General features: G+C 67.0%; 20 protein-coding genes and 1 pseudogene. 12 read left to right on the top strand and 9 right to left on the bottom strand.

Annotated features, from left to right (window positions below; genetic code table 11):
• Positions 1-157 precede the first annotated feature (157 nt).
• Positions 158-1,603, top strand: a complete 1,446-nt coding sequence (locus tag C722_RS0122575; protein WP_177323676.1) for a PLP-dependent aminotransferase family protein — start codon at positions 158-160, stop codon at positions 1,601-1,603.
• An 88-nt stretch (positions 1,604-1,691) separates the two neighbouring features.
• On the top strand, positions 1,692-2,201 hold the full coding sequence (locus C722_RS0122570) for a nucleoside 2-deoxyribosyltransferase (RefSeq protein WP_017642683.1): 510 nt from the start codon (positions 1,692-1,694) through the stop codon (positions 2,199-2,201).
• A 66-nt stretch (positions 2,202-2,267) separates the two neighbouring features.
• Here the strand turns inward: C722_RS0122570 and C722_RS0122565 are convergent, their stop codons facing one another.
• The 4 genes from C722_RS0122565 to C722_RS0122550 all read right to left on the bottom strand — a co-directional run bounded on the left by C722_RS0122565 (position 2,268) and on the right by C722_RS0122550 (position 6,816).
• The gene (locus C722_RS0122565; protein WP_017642682.1) at positions 2,268-2,969 is read right to left on the bottom strand and encodes a glutathione S-transferase family protein; all 702 of its coding nucleotides are present in this window, start codon (positions 2,967-2,969) and stop codon (positions 2,268-2,270) included.
• Positions 2,970-3,365: 396 nt separating this feature from the next.
• Positions 3,366-3,665 carry a DUF2845 domain-containing protein gene (locus tag C722_RS0122560; RefSeq protein ID WP_017642681.1) on the bottom strand — a complete coding sequence of 100 codons (300 nt, stop codon included), beginning with the start codon at positions 3,663-3,665 and terminating at the stop codon, positions 3,366-3,368.
• Positions 3,662-3,946, bottom strand: coding sequence for a DUF2845 domain-containing protein (locus C722_RS0122555; RefSeq protein WP_017642680.1), 285 nt, complete (start codon positions 3,944-3,946; stop codon positions 3,662-3,664). The genes C722_RS0122560 and C722_RS0122555 overlap by 4 nt, the downstream gene beginning before the upstream one ends.
• A 17-nt stretch (positions 3,947-3,963) precedes the next feature.
• Positions 3,964-6,816 carry a DUF748 domain-containing protein gene (locus C722_RS0122550; RefSeq protein ID WP_026084038.1) on the bottom strand — a complete coding sequence of 951 codons (2,853 nt, stop codon included), beginning with the start codon at positions 6,814-6,816 and terminating at the stop codon, positions 3,964-3,966.
• 220 nt (positions 6,817-7,036) lie between these two features.
• On the opposite strand from C722_RS0122550, the pseudogene C722_RS27220 reads away from it, so the two are divergent.
• From C722_RS27220 to C722_RS0122525, 6 genes and pseudogenes are all read left to right on the top strand, one after another.
• Positions 7,037-7,789 (top strand): annotated as a pseudogene (locus C722_RS27220) (HAMP domain-containing protein); the annotation flags it as partial.
• Between the two features lie 156 nt (positions 7,790-7,945).
• Positions 7,946-8,659: a methyl-accepting chemotaxis protein gene (locus C722_RS27215; RefSeq protein WP_371099830.1), complete on the top strand. Its 714-nt coding sequence runs from the start codon at positions 7,946-7,948 to the stop codon at positions 8,657-8,659.
• Between the two features lie 252 nt (positions 8,660-8,911).
• A complete protein-coding gene (locus C722_RS0122540; protein WP_017642677.1) occupies positions 8,912-9,865 on the top strand; it encodes a bestrophin family protein in 954 nt (317 codons plus the stop codon).
• Positions 9,866-10,118: 253 nt separating this feature from the next.
• Positions 10,119-11,435 (top strand): MFS transporter, encoded by a 1,317-nt coding sequence (locus tag C722_RS0122535; RefSeq protein WP_017642676.1) that lies wholly within the window; start codon positions 10,119-10,121, stop codon positions 11,433-11,435.
• Positions 11,436-11,476: 41 nt separating this feature from the next.
• Positions 11,477-12,745: an arsenic transporter gene (locus C722_RS0122530; protein WP_026084036.1), complete on the top strand. Its 1,269-nt coding sequence runs from the start codon at positions 11,477-11,479 to the stop codon at positions 12,743-12,745.
• Positions 12,746-12,833: 88 nt separating this feature from the next.
• Complete coding sequence (locus C722_RS0122525; RefSeq protein ID WP_017642674.1) at positions 12,834-13,367, top strand: cytochrome b; 534 nt, start codon at positions 12,834-12,836, stop codon at positions 13,365-13,367.
• A gap of 4 nt (positions 13,368-13,371) precedes the next feature.
• On the opposite strand, the gene C722_RS0122520 is transcribed toward C722_RS0122525, so the two are convergent.
• Entirely contained in the window at positions 13,372-14,301 is a 930-nt protein-coding gene (locus C722_RS0122520) for a LysR family transcriptional regulator (protein WP_017642673.1), read from the bottom strand.
• A 165-nt stretch (positions 14,302-14,466) separates the two neighbouring features.
• Between C722_RS0122520 and C722_RS0122515 the strand changes: the two genes are divergently transcribed.
• Both C722_RS0122515 and C722_RS0122510 read left to right on the top strand, forming a co-directional pair.
• A complete protein-coding gene (locus C722_RS0122515) occupies positions 14,467-16,698 on the top strand; it encodes an FUSC family protein (RefSeq protein WP_017642672.1) in 2,232 nt (743 codons plus the stop codon).
• 101 nt (positions 16,699-16,799) lie between these two features.
• A complete protein-coding gene (locus C722_RS0122510; RefSeq protein WP_017642671.1) occupies positions 16,800-19,232 on the top strand; it encodes a glucan 1,4-alpha-glucosidase in 2,433 nt (810 codons plus the stop codon).
• A 30-nt stretch (positions 19,233-19,262) separates the two neighbouring features.
• On the opposite strand, the gene C722_RS0122505 is transcribed toward C722_RS0122510, so the two are convergent.
• Together C722_RS0122505 and C722_RS0122500 are read right to left on the bottom strand one after the other, a co-directional pair.
• On the bottom strand, positions 19,263-19,715 hold the full coding sequence (locus C722_RS0122505; RefSeq protein ID WP_017642670.1) for a hypothetical protein: 453 nt from the start codon (positions 19,713-19,715) through the stop codon (positions 19,263-19,265).
• Complete coding sequence (locus tag C722_RS0122500) at positions 19,702-20,304, bottom strand: nucleotidyltransferase domain-containing protein (protein WP_017642669.1); 603 nt, start codon at positions 20,302-20,304, stop codon at positions 19,702-19,704. Before C722_RS0122500 ends, C722_RS0122505 begins: the two co-directional genes overlap by 14 nt.
• A gap of 396 nt (positions 20,305-20,700) precedes the next feature.
• On the opposite strand from C722_RS0122500, the gene C722_RS0122495 reads away from it, so the two are divergent.
• Positions 20,701-21,846 carry an acyltransferase gene (locus C722_RS0122495; protein ID WP_017642668.1) on the top strand — a complete coding sequence of 382 codons (1,146 nt, stop codon included), beginning with the start codon at positions 20,701-20,703 and terminating at the stop codon, positions 21,844-21,846.
• Here C722_RS0122495 and C722_RS25285 read toward each other — a convergent pair.
• Both C722_RS25285 and C722_RS0122485 read right to left on the bottom strand, forming a co-directional pair.
• On the bottom strand, positions 21,773-22,678 hold the full coding sequence (locus C722_RS25285; protein WP_017642667.1) for an NAD-dependent protein deacetylase: 906 nt from the start codon (positions 22,676-22,678) through the stop codon (positions 21,773-21,775). The two genes, C722_RS0122495 and C722_RS25285, sit on opposite strands and share 74 nt — an antisense overlap.
• Positions 22,679-22,781: 103 nt before the next feature.
• Complete coding sequence (locus tag C722_RS0122485; RefSeq protein ID WP_017642666.1) at positions 22,782-23,231, bottom strand: GyrI-like domain-containing protein; 450 nt, start codon at positions 23,229-23,231, stop codon at positions 22,782-22,784.
• 264 nt (positions 23,232-23,495) lie between these two features.
• Here C722_RS0122485 and fdnG point away from each other — a divergent pair, with 264 nt between their 5' ends.
• Positions 23,496-26,561, top strand: coding sequence for a formate dehydrogenase-N subunit alpha (gene fdnG / locus C722_RS0122475; protein WP_157225865.1), 3,066 nt, complete (start codon positions 23,496-23,498; stop codon positions 26,559-26,561).
• Positions 26,562-26,571 lie beyond the last annotated feature (10 nt).

The following is a 26,571-nucleotide window of genomic DNA, read 5'->3' as shown; positions in this document are numbered from 1 at the left end:
TGTGCTGTCCCCATGCTCCGCCGTTGGCCCGTCCAGGGGCAGGTCCAGGCCGGTCGGTTGTCCGCCATACAGCCGCCTTACAGCAGGCAGCTGTATGGTAGGTGGCGTGGCCATCTGTATGGGGCGCGATCCGGTCCGGCACCGCTATAGTCCGGACATGAATCGCTATCAGCTGTTGGCCGACGCGCTCGGCCGCCGTATCGAACAGGGCCTCTATCGACCGGGCGAACGCCTGCCGTCGGTACGGGCCCTGGCTCAGGAGCACGGGGTGAGCCTGGCTACGGTGCAACAGGCCTATCGGCTGCTGGAGGATCGCGGCCTGGTCGAGCCACGGCCCAAGTCCGGCTATTTCGTCCGCCTGGAAAGACGCGCCATCGAGTTGCCGCGGGTGACCCGACCAGCGCGTTGGCCGGTGGAGGTCTCCGGCTGGGAACCGGTACGCGAGCTGATGACCAGCACCCCCGACTCGGTGCGGGTGCAACTCGGTCGCGGCCTGCCGGATACCGAGGCGCCGACCCTGGCGCCCTTGCTCGCCGGCATGGCACGCCTGGCGCGGCGACCAGGCAATGCCGGACTGTCCTACGACAGCATCCAGGGTGTGGCGGCGCTGCGGGAGCAGGTCGCACGACTGCAACTGGATGCCGGCTGCGTGCTGACCGCCGACGAGATCGTCATCACCAGCGGTGCCCACGAAGCCCTGGCTACGGCCTTGCGCGCCACCTGCCAGGAGGGTGACATCGTCGCGGTGGATTCGCCGACCTTTCACGGGGTGATGCAGACCCTCAAGGGCCAGGGCCTCAAGGCACTGGAGATCCCCACCGATCCGCGCACCGGCATCAGCCTGCCGGCGCTGGAACTGGCCCTGGAGCAATGGCCGGTACGGGCCATCCAACTCACCCCCAGCTGCAACAACCCCCTGGGCTACTGCATGCCCGAGGCCAACAAGCGTCAGCTGGTGGCCCTGGCGCGCAAGCACGACCTGGCGGTGATCGAAGACGACGTCTATGGCGACCTGCTCTATGGCTATCCGCGGGCGCGGGCGCTCAAGGCCTTCGACGAGGACGACCGGGTGGTGCTCTGCAGTTCCTTCTCCAAGACTCTGGCGCCTGGGCTCAGGGTCGGCTGGGTGGCGCCTGGGCGCTATGCCGAGCGCATCCTGCACCTCAAGTACATCGGCACCGGCTGCACCGCGCCCCAGCCGCAGCTGGCCATCGCCGAATTCATCGCCGCTGGCCACTACACGGCCCATGTCCGGCGGATGCGTGCCCAGTACCAGCGCAATCGCGACCTGATGAGCGCCTGGGTGCAGCGCTACTTTCCGGCCGGCACCCGGGTCAGCCAGCCTCAGGGCAGCTTCCTGCTCTGGGTGGAGCTGCCTGAAGCCTGCGACAGCCACAGACTCAATCGCGAATTGCTCGCCCAGAGCGTCCAGATCGCCTGTGGCAGCATCTTTTCCGCCTCGGGCAAGTACCGCAACTGCGTGCGGCTGAACTATGCCCAGGCCCAGCGCCCGGGGATCGAGGAGGGGGTACGGCGCGTCGGTGAAGCGGCTTGTCGGCTACTCGACGAGGCGCTGGCGCGGTCGGCGGCGGTGCCTGTCTAGCCGACCCTGGCGTACAGCGCGAAGTCTTCGCCACCGAGACGAGGTTTCGCCCGCCCTCTACACTGGCAGTTTTGAGCGAGGACTCCCTATGCCGCCCCGTCTCTATCTTGCCGGTCCCGAGGTGTTTCGCCCCGACGCCGTCGCCCATGGCGAAGCGCTCAAGGCGCTCTGCGCCAGCCAGGGCTGCGTGGGCCTGTTTCCACTGGACAACGCCATCCCGCCGGAGCTGAGCGAGCCGCGTAAACAGGCAGCCTGGATCTATCGGGCGAATCTGGCGCTGATCGAGCAGGCCGATGGCGTCCTGGCCAGCCTGGATTTCTTTCGCGGCGCCGAGCCCGACAGCGGTACCTGCTTCGAGGTGGGCTATGCGGTGGCGCTGGGCAAGCCGGTGGTGGGCTATGTCCCGGAGACGGGTAGCCTGGCCGAGCGGATTCGCGCGCGGCATCCCGAGTGGGTGGGAAAGGGGTTGCTGGATAAGGACGGCTGGACGCTGGAGGAATTCGGCTTGCCGCTCAACCTGATGTTGGCGGTGCCCGCCACGCTCGTCGTCGGCGGACCTGAGGTTGCCCTGGCGGTGTTGCGCGAGCGGTTGGGCTAGCGGGGCAGTTAGGTACGACCCGTTCCCCGCCTCTCTCCCCGGGGGAGAGAGGCGGATGGCACATGATCAGCCGCGCGCCAGGGGTGCCAGTTCGTCCAGCCCGCTGTGGCCGTCGGCATAGGCCGCTCGGAAGCTGTCGCGCTGCTGCCAGCGCGACCAGAAGGCCGCCAGGTGCTCGAAGCGCTCGTCCAGCGGCGTCTGGTTGGTGGGGAACTTGGAGAAGGCGATGGCGGTGCACAGGGTGATGTCGGCGAAGGTCGGCGCTGCGCCACCCAGCAGCCACTCGCGACCATCGGCCAGGTGCCGATCCACCATGGCCGCGTGCATCAGGGCCTCCTTGCGGCAATGCTCGCCCCACTGCGGATTGTGGGTCAGCTCCAGCTTGTGGCCGAGGCCTTCGTGCTGCACATGGAACATGGTCACGATGCGATAGAGCACATGGACGAAGATGCGGTCGTTCCACATGGCGTCCTGGCCCTGCTCCAGCGGCGTTTCGCCCATTACCTTACGCCCGGGATAGCTGTTATCCAGATAGCGGGCGATGGCCGCGCTTTCGGCCAGGTAACCGCCCTCGGCGAGTTCCAGGGTAGGCGTCTCGCCCCAGGGATTGCGCTTGAGGTGCTGCCACTGGCGCTGCTCGCCCTCGGGCGCCATCTTGAGGATGACCTCCTCGAACTGGTCGGCGATGCCCTTTTCATGGATGAACAGCCGTAGGCGCTGGGGATTGGGAAAGGCGGACGGCGAGGTGAAGAGGCGTAGCTTGGCCATGGCGGACTCCGGAAAAGGAACAGACGAAGCATGCGACTGCGGGCAGTCCTGCAGCGTTCGTACAGGGCGACCAAGGATGCTGGGCCAGGGCAGGGGATGAACAACCAAACCTCTGTATGCCGTTCATGCACAGAGTCGATTGGTCAGGCGGGCGTTTAGCTCACGAGGCTAAGCGCCGTAGGTTGGCGCTGAGCGTTGCGAAGCTCAACAGCGTGGCTGGGCCTTAGGTGATGTTGGGCTTCGCGGGTGCTCAACCCAACTTACAAGAGCCATGCCCCGCGCCGTAGGTTGGTGCTGAGCGTAGAGAAGCCCAACAGCGTGGCTGGGTCTTGGGTGATGTTGGGCTTCGCTGGCGCTCAACCCAACCTACGGGTGCGGTGCCAACCTGTGAGTGCCTTAGTTGGCTCTCTTGCTGTCCACCTGGTCCAGGCGGCCGCCGCGAAAGGTGAGGAAATACAGCATGCCGTTCCAAGGGCCGTAGGCCCATTCCTCGACGAATTCGACCTGGCGATAGCCGTAGCCGTCGGTGACCTGGCGCTCGCCCAGGGGCGTGACGCTCAGGGGGTCGCCGCACTTGCCGCGAACCTCGTGGGTGGTGGAGCCGGTGGAGACCAGGGCGCTGCCGCAACGCAGCGACGCGGCCTGGCTGGTACCGGTGGCGAGCAGAAGCAGCAACAGCAGGGCGCGAGGGGTCATTGGCGCTGGAACTCGATGCGACTGAGGCGGTTGGCTTCGAAGGTGAGGATGTAGTTGGCGCCGTTCTTCGGGCCGTACACCCATTCTTCGATCACCGCCTCGCGGCGTTCGTTGCGGCCCAGTTCGTAGCCCACCAGGTCGCGATGGGCGGGTTCGCCGCATTTTTGCAGCACTTCGAAAGCGCGATCGCCCCGGCTGACCAGGGCGTTGCCGCACCTCATGGAATCGGCGGCGGCGCCGGTGGCGACCAGCAGGGTGAGGGCGGCGAGCAGGCAACGCATGGGAGTCTCCTGACCGGTCAGAGCACCCCGAGCTGCAATTGCGCGGCCGTGGGCGATTCGCCGGATTGGGCTTGAGTACTGACGTCCAGCAGATAGACCCGCTGGGCATCCAGTTTCGCCGTCTCCACCAGATAGGTCTTGATGGCCCCCGCGCGTTGCTGGGCCAGGCTGCGCAGGAGGCCGTCGTTGCCGCTCCAGGCTTCGAGCACCGCTTGGCGCAGGCGCGCCGTGCGGGTGGCATCGTCAAGACTATCCCATTCCTGCGGCGGTTGCGCCTGCAGTCGCAGGCGATACAGGCCTTCCAGCAGCGGAGCACGCATGTCGGCGGGGACCTGCAGCTGGCTCGGATCGGCCGGGACCTTGTCGCCGCGGCGTTGCAGCAGGTTGAAGTACTGGGTCTGGAAGTCCTTTTCCAGCTGGCTGGCGGCCAGGGCGCGACCGTCACTGGCGGCGCTGGCATGCCCCTTCACCTCCACCGTGAGTTGCGGCCGCTGGCGCAGGGCCGCGGCCAGTTTGTCCAGCTCGCCGCGGGCCTGGGCCGAGAGGGTGGTGCTGCCGGCGGCGAAGTCGATGGCGCTGAGATCCGCTTCATGCCCGCCGACCAGTCCCGCCAGCATGCGGAAGGGCGCCTGGACGGCGCGGCTGAGCACGTTGCGCAGGGTCTGCCAGACCACCGGCATGACGCTGAAGTTGGGGTCGGCGAGATTGCCCGCCACCGGCAGGCGCAGGTCGATGCGACCGTGGCTGTCCTTGAGCAGGGCCACGGCCAGGCGCACCGGCAGGTCCACGGCGTCCTTGCTGTCCACCCGCTCGCCCAGTTCCAGCTGGTCGAGCACCACATGGTTCTGCGCTTGCAGCCGGCCGTCGTCGATGCGGTACTGCAGATCCAGGTCGAGGCGCCCCTTGCGCACCGCATAGCCGGCGAACTTGCCGGTATAGGGCGACAGAGTGGTGAGTTCGACCTGGCGGAAATAGGCGGTCACGTCCAGCTGCTGCAAGGGATCGAGGGGATCGAGGCGGCCCTTGATCTCCACCGGCGCGAAACGGTCGACCTTGCCGGCGAGGTGGATGTCGGCCGGCTTGGAGGCGGCGGTATCGAGGGTGCCGATGCCGCCTTCCAGCGACTGGATGTTGGTGGCGAAACCGGGCTTCAGGCTGTTGTCGGCGAAGTCGGCGCTGCCGTCCTTGATGCTCACGCCGCCGATGCGGATCTGCAGCGGTGGCGAGCTGTCCTTCGACGCGGTTTTCGGCTGGGGCACCAGCAGGGCGCTGAAGTTGTTGCTCAGGTCTTCGTTGATCACCAGGGTGCCATAGGGCTTTTCCAGGTCGATCCTGTCGATGACCAGCTGTTTACCAAGGGTAAAGGCGATGCCCTGCAGGTCCAGCCGCTGCCAACGCATGAAGTCCTGCTGGTGCAGGGTATCGAGCACATGCACCTGGGTGACCTGGGCCGCGCCGCTGACGGTGAGCCCCAGCGGCTCGCCGGGTTTCAGGGCCACCTTGAGCCGACTGGCCAGCTGGCCGCTGCGGATCTCCAGGCGCACATAGGGGCTGAGATAGGGCTGGGCCTGGCGCAGGTTGAGTTCGTCGATGTCGACGTCGAAGTTGCCCTGCAGGGGGCTGAGCGTCAGCTGGCCGCTGGCGGTGATGCGACCGCGATCGCCCAAGGTGGTCTTGAGTGCCAGGTCGAAGGGTTTGTCGCCAGCGGTATCGAAGCCGTTGAGCGCCAGGTCCAGGCCGCTGAAATAGAGACTGGCCGGGTCCTGTGGCACGCGGTCCACCAGGTGCAGCTGGTTGTCGCTGAACTCGGCGTCGTCGAGCCGCACGCGCCAGGCCGGGCCACTGCTGGGGGCATCGCTGGTGGGAAAGAGTTTCTGCCAGTCGAGCGTGCCGTCCTGCTCGCGATTGCCCCAGGCATCCAGGCCGTTGCCGCGCAGGCGGGCGATGCTGACTTCGCGCCGCTGCAGATCCAGGGCGATGCCCTCGGCGGCAAGGCGCTTGAAGCTGGCCTTGGGTTCGGCACCGACCGCCTGCACGGCGACGTCGTCCAGCGCCAGGCGGCCCTGGCTAAGTTGCAGTTGCAGGCTCTTGCTCAGGTCCAGGCGGTAGTGGGTGCTGGCTTCCAGGCGCCCCTTGCCCAGCGCCAGGGGCAACTGGTTGCGTACATAGGGCCACCAGGGCGCCAGGCTGACGCCCTTGAGGTTCAGGTCGCCTTCGCTGCGTAGCGGCAAGAGATCCAGGCTGCCCTTCCAGGTGAGCTGGCCGCCCTGGGCGGTGGTGGCGGTCAGTGCCAGTTGGCCGGGGGTATCGCCGCTGCGGGTGCGGAAATCCTGCAGGGTGGCATCCAGGGGGGTGAAGGTGGCCTCCACCGGCTGGGCGCCCTGGGCGTCGAGGAAGTGCAGGCGCCCCCCGACCAGGGCGATGCGCTCGATATGTACCGGGAAGGGCTGGCTTGGCTCCGCATCCGCTGGCGTCGGCGCGGCAGTGGTGGCGGGTTCGCTGCGCCAGAGCTGGGCCAGATTGACCTGGCCACCCTTGGCGATGCGCAGATCGACCTGGGGCTGGTCGAGGCGTACCTCGGTCAGGTGCAGGGTGCGGCGCCAGAGGCTGTCCCATTGCAGATCGGCCGAGAAGCCTTCGGCGGCAATCACGGGATGCTCCGCCGAGCCGATTAGCAGCTGGTCGGCGTGCAACTCCAGGGTGAAGGGGTTGAAGCTCAAGGCCTGCAGGCTGGCCGGCTGGGTGAGGCGCTCGGCCAGCGTCTGGTTGAGGTAGTGCAGGGCGAGGCGCGGCCCGACCAGGAAACCGAGCAGACTGTAGAGGGCCAAGAGCGCGAGCAGCACGAGGCTCGCTTTCACAATTCTGGACATGCAGGCATCTAGGACGGCGAAGGTGGCCGGATTATGGCACGGCGCCTCCGGCGACAAGGGCGGTGGCTGTCCCAAAAGCTATGGGTCTGACCTTCTGTAGCCGCCTGGCGACCGTACGGCGGGCCTTGGTAGAAATAGTCATCCTTTAAATTTTTTGAAATGTTATTGCAATAAATCTGTAGTGAAGTGACCGCCCGCGCCATCCTCTCGGTCCCTTTCCATGAATCCCTCTCGTTCTCTGCGTGCTCAATTGCTGCTGCTCATTGGCGGCGGTCTCGTCCTGTTGCTGGCACTGGCCCTGGCCGGTTTCGGCTTGCTGTCCCGGCAATTGGATGGCTATCAACGCCTCCTCACGGGTCCGCTGGAGGAGGCACGCCTGGTGGACGCCACCAATCTGGCCTTCAAATCCCAGGTGCAGGAGTGGAAGAACGTATTGCTGCGCGGCGGTGCCGCCGACCAGCGTGAGCGCTACTGGAAGCAGTTCCAGGAAGAAGAAGCCCGAGTCCAGGCGGCGCTGGAGCAGTTGCAACGCCGGGCCGACGAACCCGAGCTGCGTCAGCGCCTGCAGCAACTGGCCCGGAGTCACAGAGATATGGGCGAAGCCTATCGCCGCGGGCTGGCGGCCTATGTAGCGGCGGACTATGTCGCCGCCCAGGGCGATGTCGCGGTCAAGGGCATCGACCGGGCGACCAGCGAGCAGCTGTCCAGTCTGGTCACCGACCTACATGAGCGGGCTAACGACCAAGCCGAGGCCCTGAGCGCCGAGGCGCGGCGCACCGTGCTGCTGGCAGTGGGCGCCATGCTCGCCTTCGCCGCCCTGATCGCCCTGCTCAGTGCCTGGCTGGTCAACCGCCGCATCGTCGGACCGCTGGCGCGGGTCACCGAGCAGCTGGTCCAGCTCAGCGAGGGGCGCCTGGGGCAGCCCCTGGCCGAGTCGCGGCGCGACGAGGTAGGTCGGCTGGCACGCGCCGCCAATCGTCTGCGCGACTTTTTCGTCGATCTGGCCGGCCAGTTGCGCCAGGGTACCGGGGCGCTCGATGCCACCACCCAGGAATTGGGCGCCATCGCCCAGCGCAGCGGCGAGGGCATCCGCGATCAGTTCTCGCGTACCGATCAGGTGGCCACCGCCATGCACGAGATGAGCGCCACCGCGGAGGAGGTGGCCCGCCATTCCGGCAGTGCCGCCACGGCGGCCAACGACGCGGATCGCGCGGCCCGGGAAGGCGAGACGAGCATGACCCAGACCATCGCCACCATCGAACGGATGCACGCTGAAATCACCCGCACCGCCGCCGTCATCGCCCGTCTGGAGCACGACAGCGAGCGTATCGGGAGTGTGCTGGAAGTGATCCGCGGCATCGCCGACCAGACCAATCTGCTGGCGCTCAATGCCGCCATCGAAGCCGCTAGGGCAGGGGACGCCGGACGCGGCTTCGCCGTGGTAGCCGATGAGGTGCGCAGCCTGGCGGTGCGCACGGCCAGTTCCATCAGCGAGATCCATCAGTTGATCGCGACGCTGCAGGGCGCGGCCCACGAAGCCGCCGAAGCGGTGCGTGCGGGCGCCGCCGAAAGCAGTACCGGACGCGATCAGGTGGTCGCTTCGGGCGAGCGGCTGCGCAGCATCACCCTGGCGGTGGAGGCCATCCGCGACATGAACCGGCAGATCGCCACGGCGGCCGAGGAGCAGACCTCGGTGGCCGAGGACATCGCCCGCAACCTGGCGGAGATCGTCACCGTGGCTCGCCACAATGAAGATGACCTGGGGCGTACCCAGAGCGTCAGCGAACGTCTGCAGGGCGTTTCCCAGGATCTGTCCCAGCTGGCCGGTCGGCTGCGGGACTGATCGACGGTCACGCCGCCGTCGAGACGCTGGCTAGAGGTGTTCAGAAGGCAACGGAGTGCTCTGGCAAGGCACTTTGCCATGATCCGTCCGTCGCTCCGGATTAAGTTTGACTTAAGCACCGCCGACTAGTCTCGCGAACAGGTTGCATTCTCAGGAGGAGGCGCAGCGACGGGTCGAGCGGCTCGTGGCGAGACGACAGGAAGGCATGGGCAACCGCGAATCGAGAAACCGCGCCGCCGCCGGGAGTGCCAGATGTCCAGTCCGATCCAACTCCGTTCCATCCAGAAGAAGATCCAGTTCCTGCGTACCACCTTCAGCTATGTCGGCTGGTCGCTGTTCGGTCTGCTGCTGTGGGACGTGGCGGTCACGGTGGACGCCATGCTGTTCGTCGACGACCGCTTCGACCTGCCGCTCACGCCCCTGACCCTGCTGTGCTCGGCGCTGGTGGTGCTGATCAGTTTTCGCAACAGCAGCGCCTACGCCCGCTGGTGGGAGGCGCGCACCCTGTGGGGCGCCATGGTCAACAGTTCGCGCAGCTTCGGCCGCCAGGTGCTGACCCTGATCGACGATAACGGCAAGGCGCAGAACCGAGTCAAGGCGGTGCTGCTGCGTCGGCACATGGGCTATCTGCACGCCCTGCGCGCCCAGCTCAAGCGCCAGGACCCGGCCCAGGCCGCCGCGCCTTATCTCGCCCGTCATGAACTGGCACTGGCCGAAGGCAGCCTCAACTTCGCCAACGACATCCTCGCCGGCACCGCCGAGCTGATCGCCAGCGAATACCGCCAGGGCCGCCTGGACAGCATCCGCCTGGCGCGGCTGGAAGAAACCCTGGTGGACATGTCCAACTGGCAGGGCGGCATGGAGCGCATCGCCAATACCCCCTTGCCCTATCCCTACGTCTGCTTTCCGCAGCTGTTCAGCTTTCTGTTCTGCATCGCCATGCCGCTGGGCCTGGTCTCGACCCTGGGCTGGTTCACCCCGCTGGTGTCCACCGTGGTCGGCTTCATGCTGCTGGCGCTGGAGCGCATCGGCAGCGATCTGCAGGCCCCCTTCGCCGACAGCCAGCACCAGATCACCATGGACAAGCTGTGCGCCACCATCGAGGCCAACCTGCTGTCGATGCTGCGGCCGCGCAGCGAAGAGGGCAGTGCGGTGCTCCTGGCCCAACCCGAGACCGACGCCGCTCTGACCCGGCAGGTGGCCTGATACGCCGGCATCCTGAGATGGCGACCCTCTGCGAAGTGTGAAGACGTACGGAAAGTGGCGGGCCAGAGGGATTTCTTTGCTATCGGTACGGCACTAGCGCCGCTTCGCTCCGGTCACATTTTGCAATCTCCCCTGGCAGCGGTGGTTGGCTGGGATCCGTCGAGTCATACCGACGGCCTCTGGTGGGCTAGGGCGAGAGGTGCCGTGGGGCGTTTTGTCCTGCGACTCTTCATCTCGCTACGGATGCCCGCTCATGTCCGAAACCCGTGCCCCGGCCACCGCCGCCAGCGCCGAACCCTCGCGCCGCGCGCGTCATGCCCTGGATGCCCTGAACTTCACCCTGGCCGACGTCCGCGACGGCCTCGGGCCCTATCTCGCCATCTACCTGATCGCCGTGCGCGGCCCGGGGGAGGGCTGGAACGAGGCCACCGCCGGTTTCATCATGACCCTGGCCGGCATCGCCGGGCTGATCGCCCAGACCCCGGCTGGCGCCCTGATCGACCGGACCCGCCACAAGCGCCTCATGGTCGGCATCGCCGCCCTGGTGGTGACCGTCTGCAGCGTGATGCTGCCCTTCGTTTCCAACTTCTATGTGGTGGCGGCCACCCAGTCCTTGGCCCATGCCGCCGCGGCCCTCTTCGCCCCGGCGCTGGCGGCCATCACCCTGGGGATCGTCGGACCCAAGGCGTTCACCCGGCACATCGGCCGCAACGAGGGTTTCAACCACGCCGGCAATGCCGTCTCGGCGGCTCTGGCAGGTGGCTTGGCCTATTTCTTCGGCCCCACCGTGGTGTTCTGGCTGATGGCGCTGCTGGCGGCGGCCTCCATCGTCGCCATCGTCCGTGTCCCTCAGGACGAGATCGACGATGACCTGGCCCAGGGGCTGGGCGAGGAAAACGGCGCTCGCGACAGCAAGCCGGTGTCGGCCTGGCAGGCGCTGCTGGCCAATCGCAAGCTGCAACTGCTGGCGTTGCTGGCGGCCATCTTCCACCTGGCCAATGCCGCCATGCTGACCTCGGTCGGCCAGCAGCTAACCCATATCGTCGGCAAGGACAGCGCCACCTCACTGGTGGCCGTCTGCATCGTCGCCGCCCAGTGCGTGATGGTGCCGGTGGCCATCCTGGTGGGGCGCAAGGCCGACGTCTTCGGGCGCAAGCCGATCTTTCTCTTCGCCTTTGCCGTGCTGGCCATCCGTGGGGTGCTCTACACCTTTTCCGACAGCCCCTATTACCTGGTGGCGGTGCAGCTGCTCGACGGCATCGGTGCCGGGATCTACGGTGCCCTGGTGCCGGTGATCGTCGCCGACCTCACCCGCGGCAGCGGGCGCTTCAACGTCAGCCAGGGCGCCATCGCCACCGCCCAGGGCCTGGGCGCGGCGATCAGCGCCACCATCGCCGGGATCATCATCGTCCGCTTCGGCTACGCGGCGGCCTTCACCACCCTGGCCGCCATTGCCGCGGTGGGCTTCGTGCTCTATCTGCTGCTGATGCCGGAAACCCGCGATCGCCAGGTGGTTACCGATGCTCGATCAGGCGCCATGGAGCCTCCGCAATCGGCCGGATTAGGCTAATGTCTGCCGCTTTCCCGCTCGACAGAAGGCACTAGGCGTTCATGGGGTCACTCGCGCTCTCTCCTCACCTGCTGACCTGGATCATTGCCGGGTTAGCCACCCTTGGGGTAGTCTCCCGGCCCTTCGGCTTGCCGGAGGCGCTGTTCGCCGTCGCCGGCGCGGCGTTACTGGCCGTCTTCGGTCTGTTGCCACTGGATGGCGTCTGGCACGGTATCGCCAAGGGCACCGACGTCTATCTGTTCCTGATTGGCATGATGCTGCTGGCCGAGATCGCCCGGAAGGAAGGGCTGTTCGACTGGGTCGCCGGCCATGCGGTGCGCGCGGCCAAGGGTTCGGCGCTACGGCTGTTCGCCCTGGTCTATGGCGTCGGCATCCTGGTCACGGTGTTTTTGTCCAACGACGCCTGCGCCGTGGTGCTGACGCCGGCGGTCTACTACGCCACCCGCGCGGCGAAGGTGAAGAATCCGCTGCCCTATCTGTTCTCCTGCGCCTTCATCGCCAACGCGGCGAGCTTCGTGCTGCCGATCTCCAACCCGGCCAACCTGGTGGTGTTCGCCGAACATATGCCGGAGCTGGGCCGCTGGCTGGCGCTGTTCACCCTGCCGTCGATCCTGGCCATCGCCGCGACCTTCCTCACCCTCTGGGCGACCCAGGCCAAGGTCCTGCGTGCCGAGCAGCTGTCCGCAGGGGGCGCGGTGGACGCGCTGCCCACCACCGGACGGATCGCCGGCTGCGGTCTGATCCTGACCATCCTGGTGCTGCTCGGCGCCTCGGCGCTGGATCTGGAGCTGGGTCTGCCGACCTTCCTGGCCGGCTTCGCCACCTTCCTGGTGGTGGTGGCCTGCAAGCGCGGCGGCGGTCTGGAGTTGCTCAAGCACATCTCCTGGGGCGTGCTGCCGCTGGTGGCCGGGCTGTTCGTGCTGGTGGAAGCCCTGGAGACCACCGGGGTGCTGCAGGCGCTGGCCAATCAGCTGCAGGCCGCCGCCCAGGCGACCCCGGAGCGCGCCGCCTGGGGCGCCGGGTTGCTGGTGGCCTTTGGCAGCAACCTGGTCAACAACCTGCCAGCCGGCCTGCTGGCCGGGGCGGCGGTGCAGGCCGCCCATGTCTCGGAAAAGATCGCCGGTGCCGTGCTGATCGGCATCGACCTCGGCCCCAACCTGTCCATCACCGGTTCCCTGGCGACCCTGCTGTGGCTGGCCGCGCTGCGCCGCGAAGGGTTGTCGGTGAGCTTCTGGCAATTCCTCAAGCTGGGCGCCGTGGTGATGATCCCGGCGTTGCTGCTGGCCCTGGCTGCGCTTATTCATCTTTGAGCCAGCTCTGACGGACGGTCTCCAAGCGTAGCGGCGTTGCCGCTGCGCCTGGGGCACTATCGGGATTCGTCGCTACGGAGCATCGCCCATGGCCATCGCCCGCTACACCGGCTTCGCCCAGGCCCTGCACTGGCTGACCGTCGCCCTGCTGTGCCTGCTGCTGCCCTTCGTCTGGGTGGCGGAAAACTTTCCGCCCGGGCCGGTGCGCACCCTCTGGTACCTGCTGCACGAATCCACCGGGATCTCGGTGTTCCTGCTGATTCTGATTCGCCTGACCTGGCGCTGGCGGCATCCGGCGCCGCCGGCCAACCCCCGTGACGGTCGCCTGCTGCAGCTGCTCGCCGGGCTCAATCACGGCATGCTCTACGCCGTGCTGCTGATGATGCCGGTGACCGGCTACCTGATGGCTGGGCAGGGGCAGCCGGTGCCGGTGTTCGGACTGTTTTCCCTGCCCGGCTTTCCTCGCCACGAAGCCCTCGGCATCCTCGCCAATCGCATCCATGTGGCTGGTCAATTCGCCGTCTACGGGTTGGTGATCCTGCACGTGGCGGCGGTGGTCTGGCATGTGGCGATCCGCCGTGACGGCACCCTGGAGCGGATGCTGCCCGAGCAGCGGCCTTAAAGCGTCAGGTCCCTTCCACCAGCAGCCGATCGCGCTCTAGCAGGGCGGGCAGGGTCTCGCGCAGGTGGTCGACCAGGGTGCGGATCTTGGCGTCGAGAAAGCGCCGCGACGGATAGAGTGCATGGATGTCCAGGCCATAGAGCCGGTGCCCGGGTAGTACGCGTTGCAGGCGGCCACTGGCTAGGCCAGCGACCGCGGCGTACAGCGGCAGGGCGCCGATGCCCAGGCCGCTGGCCACGGCTTCGGCCAGGGCATCGGCGGTGTTGACCTGGAAGGGCGGCCGATCCACCGCCACCTCGGCTATCCCTTCAGGCCCCTCCAGCAGCCAGCGATCCGGCGCCATGGCCCGATTGACCAGGCGCAGGCAGCGATGTCCGGTAAGGTCGGCGGGCGTGGCCGGGCGCCCCTGGCGGTCCAGATAGGTGGGCGCCGCGCAGAGCACGCTATAGGTACTGCCCAGATGCGCCGAGTGGAAGGCCGAATCCGGCAGGCCAGCGGCCAGGATCAGCGACAGGTCGTAGCCTTCCTTGAGGATGTCGGTGAAGGTGTTGGTCAGCTGCAGGTCCAGGTCCACCTCGGGATAGCGCTCGGCATAGCCGGCCAGGCTCTGGATCAGGTAGTGCTGGCCGAGGCCGGTCATGGTGTGGATGCGCAGCCGCCCGCGCGGCACCGCCAGGGCGTGACGGGCCTCGGCATCGGCTTCGTCGAGGTCGGCGAGGATGCGCTGGCAGCGCGTGAGGTAGCGTTCGCCAGCGTCGGTCAGGCGCAACTGGCGGGTGGTGCGATGCAGCAGCCGGGTCTGCAGGTGCTGCTCCAGCTGACTGACCGCCCGGGAGACATAGGCGGTGGTCAATTCCAGCTGGCGGGCGGCGGCGGTGAAGCTGCCGGTCTGGGCCACGCAGGCGAAGGCACGCAGATTGAAGAGATGATCCATGGGCGGGGCAGGGCGGTGGAAAGGGGGCATTGTGGGCCATTACCCGCCCGTTGGTTAACGCTCTTTGCCGCCACACCCGACTTAATCGCCGTGGGGTGTGCTTCCTAGAATGGCCGCCGAGGCGCTGCGCCTCCTCCCCTCCGGTCGCTCCCGTCGTTGCCCACCATGCCCTTCGCTTCGCCGCTCTTCGCGCGACACCCCACTGCTTCCCCACGTAGACGCTGGCCCAGCCTGAACGCCTGGCGCCGTGCCGCTCGCGAATGGGCGCGTACCGATGGCCAGACCTGGGCCTTCATCGCCAAGGCGCTGTTGGCTGCCACCCTGGCCCTGTGGCTGGCCTATCGCCTGGAACTGCCGCAACCGAGCACGGTGCTGGTTACCGTGTTCATCGTCCTGCAGCCGCAGAGCGGCCAGGTGCTGGCCAAGAGTTTCTACCGGATCCTCGGCAGTCTCGCCGGGCTCACCTTCACTGTCGCCGCCATCGCCCTGTTCGCCCAGGAGCGGGTGCTCTTGCTCGGCGCCCTGGTGCTGTGGATCGGCTACTGCACCCGGGGCGCGGCGCGCTATCGCGACTTTCGCAGCTATGGCTTCCTGCTGGCCGGTTACACCGCCTGCCTGGTGGGCCTGCCGGCGGTGGCCCAGCCCCAGGGCGCCTTTCTGCAGGCGGTGTGGCGGCTGCTGGAGATCGCTCTGGGTATCTGCTGCGCCGGGGTGGTGAGCGTCGCGATCCTGCCGCAGACCACCCTTGGCGTCCTGCGCCGGACCCTGGCCCAGCGCCTGCGCGATTTCCTGGCCATGGCCCATGACGGTCTGCTGGGTAGCCTCGATGCCGAACGCTTCGCCGGGCTCAGTGCGCGTTTCGCTGCCGACTCCGTGGGCTTCGAAAGCCTGCGCAGCGCCAGTGTCTTCGAGGAACCCTATCTGCGCCGACGCAGCGGACGCCTGGCCGCCCTGGGCAATCGCCTCATGCTGCTCAACACCCGTTTCCACGCGCTCTACCAACTGCTCGATCGCCTGAGTGATCGGCCCCCGGCCGTACGCCAGGCGCTTGCGCCCGCCCTGGGGCTGATCGCCGCCGCCCTGGCGCCGGCTCTGGGTCGCCTGCCGGAAGAGCGTGACCTGCGCCGCCTCAGCGAGCGCCTGGCCACGGAGCGCGAGACGCTGATGGCCGCGATCCGCAGTGGCCGCCAGCAGCTGATCCGGATCGCGCCCGCCACCCAGGCCGACCGGCTCGACTACGACACCGCCGCCGAACTGCTCTATCGCTTCGCCGAGGATTTGCACCTGCTGCTTGGCGCCCAGTTGGCACTTGAGGCGCCGGCGAGTACGACACCCACACCCCGGGAGACCTTCACGCCCCTGGCCAGCCGTGCGGTGGCCTGGATGGCCGGGCTGCGTAGCGCCCTGGTGGTGCTGGGCGTGGGGCTGTTCTGGATCGAGACCGCCTGGCCGAGTGGCGCGGCCTGCACCCTGGCGGCCGCGCTGATCTCGGCGCTGGCTTCCACCTCAGCCGATCCGCGCCGCTATTGCCTGCAACTGGCCGGCGGTACCCTGGTCGGCGCCCTGGCCGGTGGGCTGCTGCAATTCCAGGTGTTGCCCTGGATCGACGGCTTCGCCCTGCTGCTGTTGACCTTGACGCCAGTGTTCGCCGCTGGCGCCTGGCTGATCACTCGACCGCGGCTGGCGGGCTATGGCACCGGGCTGATGGTCTGGTTCTGCTCGGCGGCGCTGCCGGGCAATCTGCCGCGCTACGACGCCGATGTCTTCTGCAACACCTACCTGGCCTACGGGGTGGCCTGCGCGGTGGCGGTGGTGGCCGTCAGCGTGCTCCTGCCGCCCAGCCAGCCCTGGGTCTGGCGCCGGCTGGAAGATGCCCTGCGCGAGCGACTGGTCCACGCCATCGGGGCGCCCCTGGCCGGTCTGAGTGGCCGCTTCGATTCCGGCCTGCGCGATCTGCTCAACCAGGTGCAGGTGCTCACCGTCGGCCAGCCGGAGGTGCAGCGTCGGCTGCTGCGCTGGACCTTCCTGAGTCTGGAGCTGGGCCACGCCATCATCGAGCTGCGCCTGGAGCAGGCCGCGCTGCCACCCTTGCCCTGGTATCGCGAAGAACGCGCCTGGCGCCTGGCCATTCGCGCCCTGGGGCGGGCGCTGGTGCGACTGTTCCGCAAGCCCGACGTCGCCAACCTGGTTCGCGCCCTCACGGCCGTGGACCACGCCATCACCCTGGCGCACCAGGCCCAGCGCCACCTGGAGCCCAATCCAGGCGACTTCGATCGCTCACCGCTGCGCCGTATCGCCAGCTACCTGCATTTCATCCGCACCTCGCTGCTGGCGCCGGATTCGCCCCTGGCCGGGTACCTGCCGCCGGCCCGGCCACCGGCGCGGGACGAAGGCTGAGCAGCGCTTCTGGAAATATTGGCTAGGCTTACGAACGGGGAGGGCCGTCAGGCCCTCTGCCATGCGACTTTCGGCACAACCAGAACAAGGCCCGCCTGCCCATGCCCGTCCGCTTCGTCCGTCCGCTGCTCTGTTCCGCCAGTTTTCTCCTGACGCCCCTGGCGTCCGCCCTGGAAGCCCCAGGTGCCCCCGGCGCCGCACCCTTCTGGTCCTATTCCGGCAAGACCGGCATCGGCACCAGCTACGAGGCCTATCGCGACGGCGCCTACAGCGACCAGGCCAGCACCGGCCGCGTCTCGCGGGTGTGGTTCTCCCTGGCCCAGGGGGTGGTCACCGAGACCATGCAGGGTCTTATCCATGAGGCGCAGCTGCGCGAGATGCAGCTGGTGATCCACGGGCCCGACTTCACCCACCTGGAGCGCGACGACACCGATAGCCGCATCGAATACCTGGCCACCGATGCCGCCGGCCGGCCCACCTCCCTGGCCTACAAGATCGTCAACCGCGACCGCCAGGGCCGCTACGAGATCGAGAAGCACGTCTTCACCGACCCGGACCAGGACACCCTGGTCATGCGTGTCATCTTTCGCAGCCAGGACCCACGCATCCAGCCCTATCTCTATGTCGATCCGGCGCTGGCCAACAGCGGTAGCCACGACCGCGCCGCGGTGAAGGGTGGGGTGCTCTACGCCAGCGAAGGCGAGCACGCCCTGGTGGTGAAGGCTAGCCAGCCGCTGCAGACGCCTACCGTAGGTTTCGTCGGCAGCTCCGATGGCCTCGACGACCTGCGCCGCAACGGCAAGCTGACCCAGACCTACAGCAGCACCGGCGACCAGGCCGGCAACGTCGCCATGCTGGCCAAGCTGCCGCTCAAGGGCGCCGAGACCACCCTGGACGTGGTGGTGGGCTTCGGCGCCAATCCGCGCCAGGCCGAGGCGGCGGCGGATGCCACCCTGACCCGCGGTTATCAAAAGGTGCTGGCCCACTACAACGGCGAGGGCGACGCCATCGGCTGGCAGGACTACCTGGCCGGTCTCGACCAGCTGCCGCGCCTGCAGGCCCAGGCCGGCGACGGCGGCAAGCTGGTCAACGCCAGCGCCCTGGTGCTAAAGGCCCAGGAGGACAAGACCCACGCCGGCGCCCTGATCGCCTCGCTGTCCAATCCCTGGGGCGAAACGGTGCCGGCGGGCAAGGGCACCACCGGCTACAAGGCGGTCTGGCCACGGGACTTCTACCAGTGCGCCATGGCGCTGCTGGCGCTGGGTGACCGGCAGACGCCCAAAGTCGCCTTCAGTTACCTCAAGCAGGTGCAGGTGGACGCCAATACCGCGCACAAGCCGGCCGACAGCTCCGCCTTCATCCACCAGCAGAAGCAGGGCGACGAAGTCCGCGCGCCCGGCGCCACCGGCTGGTTCCTGCAGAAGACCCATGTCGACGGCACCATCGAATGGGTCGGCGTGCAACTCGACCAGACCGCCATGCCGATCATGCTCGGCTATCGCCTCTGGCAGGGCGGCCTGCTGGGCGACGCCGAGATCGATCGCTGGTACCGCGAGATGCTCAGGCCTGCGGCGGACTTCCTCGCCCGCGACAGCCAGGTCAACCTGGGCTGGAACACCTGGCAGGTCAAGCCGCCGCAGACCCAGCAGGAGCGCTGGGAAGAGCAGTGGGGCTATTCGCCGTCCACCACCGCGGCGGTGATCGCCGGTCTCGCCACCGCCAGCGAGCTGGCGCGCCATGCCGGCGACGAGGCCAATGCCAGCCGTTACCGCGATACCGCCCGGCGCTATTCGGGCCAGGTGGAAAAGACCATGGCCACCACCCAGGGCAGCCTGGGCGCCGGCCACTACTACCTGCGCATCACCCAGAACGACGATCCCAACGACAAGGGCAAGCTGGTGGACAACAACAGCCGTCCGGGCCTGCCGGAGGACCAGGTGCTGGACGCCGGCTTCCTCGAACTGGTGCGCTACGGCGTGCGACCGGCCAGCGATCCCCTGGTACAGAAGAGCCTGGCGGTGCTGGATGACGAAGGCCTGCCGGAGAATCTGCGGGTCAAGTACAGCTTCCAGTATCCCGGCGTCAGCGGCACCTTCCCCGGCTGGCGGCGCTACGGCAACGATGGCTATGGCGAGAGCGAAAGCTCCGGCATCAATTTCCCCGCCACCGAGCAGCCGGTGCCCAACTCGGGGCTGCGTGGCCGGGTCTGGCCGATCTTCACCGGCGAGCGCGGCCATTACGAGCTGGCGCGCCTGGCCCTGCAGGGCAAGCCGGACCCAGCGGCGCTGGGCAAGCTGCGTGACACCTACGTCCGCGGCCTGGAGCTGTTCGCCAACGCCGGCCTGATGCTGCCCGAGCAGGTCTGGGATGGCGTGGGCGACAACCGGCGCCACGGCTACCAGATGGGTCAGGGCACCGATTCGGCGACGCCGCTGGCCTGGTCCCACGCCGAATACGTGAAGCTGCTGCGCTCCCTGGCGGACGGCCAGGTGTGGGATCACTACCCGGTGGTGGCGCGGGCACTCGCGCCCTGAAGCAAGCCAGTTGTCGGATCGCGAGCGCTGTTAGCGCTTGCGATCCGATAGCAGCTCTGGTCGATTTTGCTTCAGCCAATGCGTGACGTGCTGGAGCAGGACCTCGGCCTGCTGCAAGGCCTCCTGAGCCATCGAATCGCTGACTAGATCGCCCGAGTAGTCGATGACGTTGCGTTGCTTGCGCAAGGTATCCAGTACCAACATCGTCGATGTATCAAGCTCGACGGTCCGGGGCAGTGACTGGATCATGGTCTGATGGTGACCGGGGCGGCTAGTCAGGGTCCGATAGCCATTGGCCTGAAGCGCTGCGTTCGCGCCCTGCATGATTGCCTTGTAGGCCAGATCGAAGCGGCTTTCGCTGCTCAGTATTGGCAGACACGCATCGGTCAAGCTACGTTGCGCTGCCTCCAGCAAGCGCTGGATGCTCGCAGGGTCCGGTGTGATCGCCTCAAGACTCTTGCCGAGCAGATTATCCAGGGTCATCTGTCCTTCCTTGTGACAGGTACGAAGCGTCGCCGATGACGAACACCTTGGGCTTTTCCAGCAGGTCCGTGATGAAGGCTCCTCCTTCCGCCAACAGCCTCTGCCATTCCTCTCGCTGGTATACCTTGGGATTGATCTCGCGCCCAAGCGTCTCCTGACAGGGATAGAGCGATGCCACTACCTCGCGGAAGGTCACGGTACCCAGGATCATGAGGTCAATATCGCTTCCAGCGCTTGCTTTGCCGCTAGCCATCGAGCCGAAGACGAAAGCTGCCGATATTCGGTCTGCAATGGGGCTCAGCGCCTCGGCCAGAATATCGGTCAGGCCACTGGTCTTGCGTAAGATGCTCGCCAGCTCTTCGAAGATGGGGCACTCCCGATTGGCGCGATAGTGCTGTTGATTACCCACACGCGTCTTCACGGCCAGACCTGCCGCGACCAGCTTGACGAGCTCACGGCTCAGGGTGCCAGACTGGGTCTCGGTCAAGCGCGCGATTTCGCGCTGATGGTAGCTGCTCTCCGGATGGAGCAGAAGAAGTGCCAGGACCTTGCGGCGATAGTCGGGAAATAGAACGGAAGCAAGGGACATAGGAAATTTCTTTGCTGCCTTTTGGGCTGCAATTGAAGCCTAAAAGGCAGCAAACAACCAGTGTGATTGCCCTTGGTGTATTCCAGCGCCTGAACAGCCGACCAACGGTAGCGCGTTACTAATGCCCGTGCCAGGGCTGCTGACCCAGGGCAGCGAAACGTTGAACCCAAGGGAACGCCTGTAACAAGACTTGTCTGATGGGCGTTCTCGCGCTTAGCTGAGGCAGCGGATCCTTCCGCTCGCCGCGGTTCTCCTCTTTTTCCGGTCCCTCTGCCCTCGGTCACGTACCGCGCGGTAGCGTGCCCGGCTGTCACGGTTTTCTCTCGCTCGCTCCGGCGACCGCTCCGGCGGTCTGGGAGCGAGTCTTTGCCGGTTCCTGTCAAGAAGGTCACGGATATGACTGACGTCGCTCTCCCCATCGCCCTTTACCTGGGCACCCTGGTGCTGCTGGCCTTCGCCCTGCGCCGCAGCCCGCTGCTCACCCAGGAGACCCTGGCGCGCTCCTCGCCGCTGGATGCCCTGCGCGGCATCCTCGCTACTGCCGTGGTCTGCCTGCATTTCGTGCTGACCTATCACCTCAAGGCCGAGGGCCAGTGGCGCGAACCCGACAGCGATCTGCTCTACAACATGGGCGTGGTGCCGGTCTCGCTGTTCTTCATGATCACCGGCTACCTGTTCTTCGGAAAGGTCTATCGGCGCACGCCGGACTGGGGCGAGCTGCTCCGTTCGCGGGTACTGCGGGTGATGCCGCTGTACCTCTGTGTGGTGGCCGTGGTGGTGCTCTTCACCCTGATCCGCACCCACTTCGTCATCGCCGACGGCCAGCACTTCATGCTCGAACTGCTCAGCTGGGAGCTGTTTTCCGGCTTCAGTCTCAACGGCCTGGAGGAAAGCGGCTGGATGACCGCCGGCGCCCACTGGACGCTGCGCTACGAGGCGCTGTTCTACCTGGCGCTGCCGATCATCGCCGCGCTGTTCAACCGCCGCGGTTTCGGGCTGCCGCTGCTGGTCTCGGTGCTGCTGGTGGGCGGGCTGGTCGCCGCCGGCTATCACTATCAGGTACTGGGCGCCCGCTTCGGGCTGCTGTTCCTGCTGGGATTCCTGCCGGTGTTCGTCAAGGTTCATCTGCCGGGCCTGCTGGCGCGGCTGCGTACGCCCCTGGTGGCGGCGCTGTCGCTGGCGCTGGTGGGCTACGCCATGACCCAGCCGGACTACAGCCTCAGGCAGATGCTCGCGCTGGCCTTGCCCTTCGCCGCCATGGCCGCCGGCAACGATCTCTTCGGCCTCCTGCGCAGTCGCGGTCTCAAGGTGCTGGGCGAGATCAGCTACAGCCTCTATCTCACCCACGGCCTGCTGCTCTATGGCCTCTTCACCCTGCTCAACCTCGGCTCGGTCGAGACCCTGGGCACGCTCGGCTTCATGGCGCTGCTGCCACCGGTGCTGGTGCTCGCCTGTCTGCTGTCGATGCTCAGCTACCGCTGGATCGAGCGTCCGCTGATGCATCTGGGAAGGGCGCCGCGGCGTCAGCAAGTCCCCGCGTAGGGGGAGGCGCCGCGGCTGCAGGATACTCCAGCAGAAAGGCCAGCCCCTGGGCGCAGGAGGCCTCCACCTTGAGCGCGAGCAGGTCGTCCGCGCGGGTGCGGCCATAGCCCAGGGCGGCGATGGGCAGGCCGGCGCGGGCCGCGGCCTGGGCGAAGCGAAAGCCGGAATAGACCATCAGCGACGAGCCCACCACCAGCAGCGCATCGGCGCGGCCCAGGTGGGCGAAGGCGCGCTCCACCCGCGCGCCGGGCACGTGTTCGCCAAAGAACACCACGTCCGGCTTGAGCAGGGCGCCACAGCGCGGGCAGTCCGGCACGCGGAAACTCATGAAATCCACGCCTTCCAGATCGGCATCGCCATCCGGCGCGGTAGCCGCGTCCAGCGCCAGCCAGTCGCCATTGAGTTCACCCAGCCACTGCTGGAATTCCTGGCGCGGCAGGCGCAGCTCGCAACCCAGGCAGCGGATCTGGTCGAGGCGGCCGTGCAGGTCGATCACCGCCTCGCTGCCGGCGGCCTGGTGCAGCCGATCGACGTTCTGGGTCAGCAGCATCTCCACCTGGCCACGCCGCTCCAGGGCCGCCAGGGCCTGGTGGGTGGCGTTGGGCCGCGCCTGGCAGAAGCGCGGCCAGCCGATCAGGCTGCGCGCCCAGTAGCGGCGCCGCAGGAGTTCGTCGCCGACGAAGGCCTGCAGGGTGACCGGTTGCGGGCGCTTCCAGGCGCCGTCGCGGTCGCGGTAGTCGGGAATGCCGGAATCGGTGCTGCAACCGGCCCCGGTGAGCAGAAAGATCCGCTCGTGCCGGGCGATAAAGGACTGGAGCTCGGGCAGGGACATCGTGCACCTGGGATTGCGGGCGATATCCCCAGCTTGGAAAGGGTTATGCCGGGAGGCAAGCCGCAGCTGACGAACGTCCTGTTCGTGCTGCGGCGAGTGGCCTTTAGAAGACCGGCACGTAGATGTAGATCTGCGAATCCTGGGCATCCACCCCGGTGAAGGCCTCGGTGTAGTGCTCGAAGCAGGCGCCGGGACGGGGTTGCAGGCCGCGCGCCGGCAGCAGTTCGGCGAACAGGCGGCCGAGACTCTTGGCCACGCTGGGCGCGGTGCCCAGGTGCACGTAGCGGGCGTAGCGGCCTTCCGGCAGTTCCTGGCGCACCATGCCGGCGGGCAGGGGGGCGCCCGGGGTGGTGGCCACCGCGGCCAGGTAGTGCATGGTGCCGGCCTGGCGCCAGCTCACGCCATACCATTCGGCGTCGCCTTCGCGACCGGTGATCTCCCCGGCGCGGTCGGCGAAGCGCCGCCAGAGGGCGGCGATGTCTTCGCCCTGGCCAGGCTCGAACAGCAGACCGGTCACTTCCAGGGCGGGATGGTCGACGATTTCCAGCGACATGGGACAGACTCTCTCGAAGATGCGATGAAGGCCGTCACCTTACTCCAGCGGCGCGCGGCGGTCAGCCGGGGCGGCCATCGGACGAAAGGTCGCAGCCGCCGCCAGGCCCTGCCGCAGACCCTGCCAAGCCCTCCCGCCGCTTCGCTAAAACACTGATTTTGAATGATTTTTCGGCGAAGAAAGACGACGCTTCGCTCGAACTGCCAGGCCCGGGTCAGGACGAAGTCCTACCGTGATGTGCCTGGAGTTACCCAAGAAATGTCGATCAAGGTATCGCGCCGCAACTTCCTCAAACTCAGTACGGCGGGGGTCGCCACCTCGAGCATGGCCTTGCTCGGCTTCGCCCCGGAACCCGCGCTGGCGTCCATCCGCTACTACAAGCTCGCCGCCGCCAAGGTGACGCGCAACACCTGCACCTACTGCTCGGTGGGCTGCGGCATGCTGCTCTACAGCCGCGGTGATGGCGGCATCAATACCGTCAGCGACATCTACCACGTCGAAGGCGATCCGGATCATCCGGTCAGTCGCGGTTCCCTCTGCCCCAAGGGCGCCGGGGTACTGGACTTCATCAAGAGCGAATCGCGCCTCTCCCATCCCGAGGTCCGCGAGCCGGGCAGCAACGAGTGGAAGCGCATCAGCTGGAACGAGGCGCTGGACCGCATCGCCCGCTACATGAAGGAGGACAGAGACAAGAATTTCGTCACCCATGACGCCGATGGCCATCTGGTCAATCACTGGATCACCACCGGCTTCCTGGCGGCTTCGGCCTGTTCCAACGAGACCGCGTACCTCACCCAGAAGGTGATCCGCAGCCTCGGCATGCTGGCGATCGACAACCAGGCGCGCGTGTGACACGGACCGACGGTGGCAGGTCTTGCCCCTTCGTTCGGCCGCGGTGCCATGACCAATCACTGGGTCGACATCCGCAATGCCAATCTCATCCTGTCCATGGGCGGCAACTCGGCCGAGGCGCACCCGGTGGGCTTTCGCTGGATGGTGGAGGCCAAGGAAAAGAACAACGCCAAGCTGATCACCATCGATCCGCGCTTTACCCGTACCTCGGCGGTGGCGGACTACCACGCCTATATCCGCACCGGGACCGACATCGTCTATCTGGGCGGGCTGATCAACTTCCTGCTCACCACGGACCAGATCCAGCATGAGTACGTAAGGGCCTACACCGACGTCGCCCTCATCGTGAAGGAAGACTTCGGCTTCCACGACGGCCTCTTCTCCGGCTTCGGCGAAGACAAGCGTCGTGCCTACGAGAAATCCAGCTGGAGCTACGAGTTCGACGAGCGCGGCATGGTGAAGGAAGACCCCACCCTGCAGCACCCGCGCTGCGTCTACCAGCTGATGAAGGCGCACTACAGCCGCTACACCATCGACCTGGTGGAGCGCGTCTGCGGCATGCCGCGCGAGCAGATCCAGACCACCTGGGACATGATCGCCGAGACGGCGCGCCCCGAGCGCACCATGAGCATCCTCTATGCCCTGGGCTGGACCCAGCATTCCATCGGCGCCCAGATCATCCGCACCGCCTCCATGGTGCAGCTGCTGCTGGGCAACATCGGCATGCTCGGCGGCGGGGTCAACGCCCTGCGCGGTCACTCCAACATCCAGGGGCTGACCGACCTGGGCCTGCTCTCCAACCAGTTGCCGGGCTATCTCTACCTGGCCTCCCACGAGGAACAGGAGTACCGCGACTACATCAAGCGGCGGGCCAAGCAGCCCCTGCGCGAGGGCGAGGTCTCCTACTGGAAGTACTACGAGCGCTTCCACGTCAGCCTGATGAAGGCCTGGTTCTCCGAGGCGGCGACCAAGGACAACGACTGGTGCTACGACTGGCTTCCCAAGCTCAGCGAGCCGCTCTACGACGTCCTGCACACCTTCGAGCGCATGCACCACGGCGAGATCACCGGCTATTTCTGCCAGGGTTTCAATCCGCTGGCCTCCTTCCCGGACAAGAACAAGGTCAGCCAGGCGCTTGGCAAGCTCAAGTACCTGGTGGTGATGGATCCGCTGGCCATCGAGACCGCCGAGTTCTGGCAGAACCACGGCGAACTCAACGACGTGGACCCGAGCCAGATCCAGACCGAGGTGTTCCGCCTGCCCACCACCTGCTTCGCCGAGGAGAACGGCGCCATCGTCAACAGCTCGCGCTGGCTGCAGTGGCACTGGCGCGCCGCGCCGCCGCCGGGCGAAGCGCGGCCGGACGTGGCCATCCTCGCCGGGCTGTTCCATCGCCTGCAGGGGATGTATCGCGACGAGGGTGGCGCCTTCCCCGATCCCATCCTCAACCTGACCTGGCCCTACAGCAATCCGGAGGAGCCCAATCCCGAGGACATCGCCCAGGAATACAACGGTCGCGCCCTGGCCGACCTGCCCGGGCCGAACGGTACCATCTCCCACAAGCGTGGCGAACTGCTCGACGACTTCGGCTTCCTCGCCGACGACGGCAGCACCACCTGCGGCTGCTGGATCTATTCGGGCTCCTACAACCGCCAGGGCAACAACATGGACCGGCGCGACAACGCCGATCCCTACAACATCGGCATGACCCTGGGCTGGGCCTGGGCCTGGCCGCTCAATCGCCGCATCCTCTACAACCGCGCCGGCGCCCGGCCGGACGGGACCTCCTGGGCACCGGAAAAGCGGCTGATCTGGTGGAACGGCGAACGCTGGGCCGGCGCCGATATCCCCGACTTCCCCTGGACCTCGCCGCCCTCGGCCAAGGCCGGGCCCTTCATCCTCAACCAGGAGGGCGTCGCGCACTTCTTTGGCGGTAGCCTGCTGGCCGAGGGACCCTTCCCGGAGCACTACGAACCCTTCGAATCGCCGCTGGACCACAACCCGCTGCACCCGGACAACCCGCGGGCCAAGAACAACCCGGCGGCGCGGATCTTCCCCGGCGACCGGGCCCGGCTGGGCACCCGCGAGGAATTCCCCTATGCGGCCACTACCTACCGGCTGACCGAGCACTTTCACTTCTGGACCACCCATGCGCGGCTCAACGCCATCGCCCAGCCGGAGAAGTTCGTCGAGATCGGCGAGGACCTGGCGACCGAACTCGGCATCAAGGCCGGCGACTGGGTCAAGGTGAGCTCCAAGCGCGGCTACATCAAGGCGGTGGCGGTGGTGACCAAGCGCATGCACGGGCTGCAGGTGGAGGGGCGCACGGTGCACCACATCGGCATCCCCATCCACTGGGGTTTCAAGGGCGTCACCCGCCCCGGATTCCTCACCAACACCCTGACCCCCTTCGTGGGCGACGCCAACACCCAGACACCGGAATTCAAGTCGTTCTTGGTGAACGTGGAAAAGGTCTGAGGGAGGTTCT

Source organism: Pseudomonas sp. 313 (assembly GCF_000316965.1).
Classification (GTDB): Bacteria; Pseudomonadota; Gammaproteobacteria; order Pseudomonadales; family Pseudomonadaceae; genus Chryseomonas; species Chryseomonas benzopyrenica.
This window is presented reverse-complemented; position numbering and strand designations above follow the sequence as displayed.

What these genes read in the sequence shown, in the direction of transcription:
- C722_RS0122540 (WP_017642677.1), top strand. Translation starts at nt 8,912, where the DNA reads ATGTCCAGTCCGATCCAACTCCGTTCCATCCAGAAGAAGATCCAGTTC.
- C722_RS0122565 (WP_017642682.1), bottom strand. Translation starts at nt 2,969, where the DNA reads ATGGCCAAGCTACGCCTCTTCACCTCGCCGTCCGCCTTTCCCAATCCC.
- C722_RS0122570 (WP_017642683.1), top strand. Translation starts at nt 1,692, where the DNA reads ATGCCGCCCCGTCTCTATCTTGCCGGTCCCGAGGTGTTTCGCCCCGAC.
- C722_RS0122495 (WP_017642668.1), top strand. Translation starts at nt 20,701, where the DNA reads ATGACTGACGTCGCTCTCCCCATCGCCCTTTACCTGGGCACCCTGGTG.
- C722_RS0122550 (WP_026084038.1), bottom strand. Translation starts at nt 6,816, where the DNA reads ATGTCCAGAATTGTGAAAGCGAGCCTCGTGCTGCTCGCGCTCTTGGCC.
- C722_RS0122535 (WP_017642676.1), top strand. Translation starts at nt 10,119, where the DNA reads ATGTCCGAAACCCGTGCCCCGGCCACCGCCGCCAGCGCCGAACCCTCG.
- C722_RS0122505 (WP_017642670.1), bottom strand. Translation starts at nt 19,715, where the DNA reads ATGACCCTGGATAATCTGCTCGGCAAGAGTCTTGAGGCGATCACACCG.
- C722_RS0122530 (WP_026084036.1), top strand. Translation starts at nt 11,477, where the DNA reads ATGGGGTCACTCGCGCTCTCTCCTCACCTGCTGACCTGGATCATTGCC.
- C722_RS0122525 (WP_017642674.1), top strand. Translation starts at nt 12,834, where the DNA reads ATGGCCATCGCCCGCTACACCGGCTTCGCCCAGGCCCTGCACTGGCTG.
- C722_RS0122510 (WP_017642671.1), top strand. Translation starts at nt 16,800, where the DNA reads ATGCCCGTCCGCTTCGTCCGTCCGCTGCTCTGTTCCGCCAGTTTTCTC.
- C722_RS27215 (WP_371099830.1), top strand. Translation starts at nt 7,946, where the DNA reads ATGCACGAGATGAGCGCCACCGCGGAGGAGGTGGCCCGCCATTCCGGC.
- C722_RS25285 (WP_017642667.1), bottom strand. Translation starts at nt 22,678, where the DNA reads ATGTCCCTGCCCGAGCTCCAGTCCTTTATCGCCCGGCACGAGCGGATC.
- C722_RS0122520 (WP_017642673.1), bottom strand. Translation starts at nt 14,301, where the DNA reads ATGGATCATCTCTTCAATCTGCGTGCCTTCGCCTGCGTGGCCCAGACC.
- C722_RS0122575 (WP_177323676.1), top strand. Translation starts at nt 158, where the DNA reads ATGAATCGCTATCAGCTGTTGGCCGACGCGCTCGGCCGCCGTATCGAA.
- C722_RS0122515 (WP_017642672.1), top strand. Translation starts at nt 14,467, where the DNA reads ATGCCCTTCGCTTCGCCGCTCTTCGCGCGACACCCCACTGCTTCCCCA.
- C722_RS0122500 (WP_017642669.1), bottom strand. Translation starts at nt 20,304, where the DNA reads ATGTCCCTTGCTTCCGTTCTATTTCCCGACTATCGCCGCAAGGTCCTG.
- C722_RS0122485 (WP_017642666.1), bottom strand. Translation starts at nt 23,231, where the DNA reads ATGTCGCTGGAAATCGTCGACCATCCCGCCCTGGAAGTGACCGGTCTG.
- C722_RS0122555 (WP_017642680.1), bottom strand. Translation starts at nt 3,946, where the DNA reads ATGCGTTGCCTGCTCGCCGCCCTCACCCTGCTGGTCGCCACCGGCGCC.
- C722_RS0122560 (WP_017642681.1), bottom strand. Translation starts at nt 3,665, where the DNA reads ATGACCCCTCGCGCCCTGCTGTTGCTGCTTCTGCTCGCCACCGGTACC.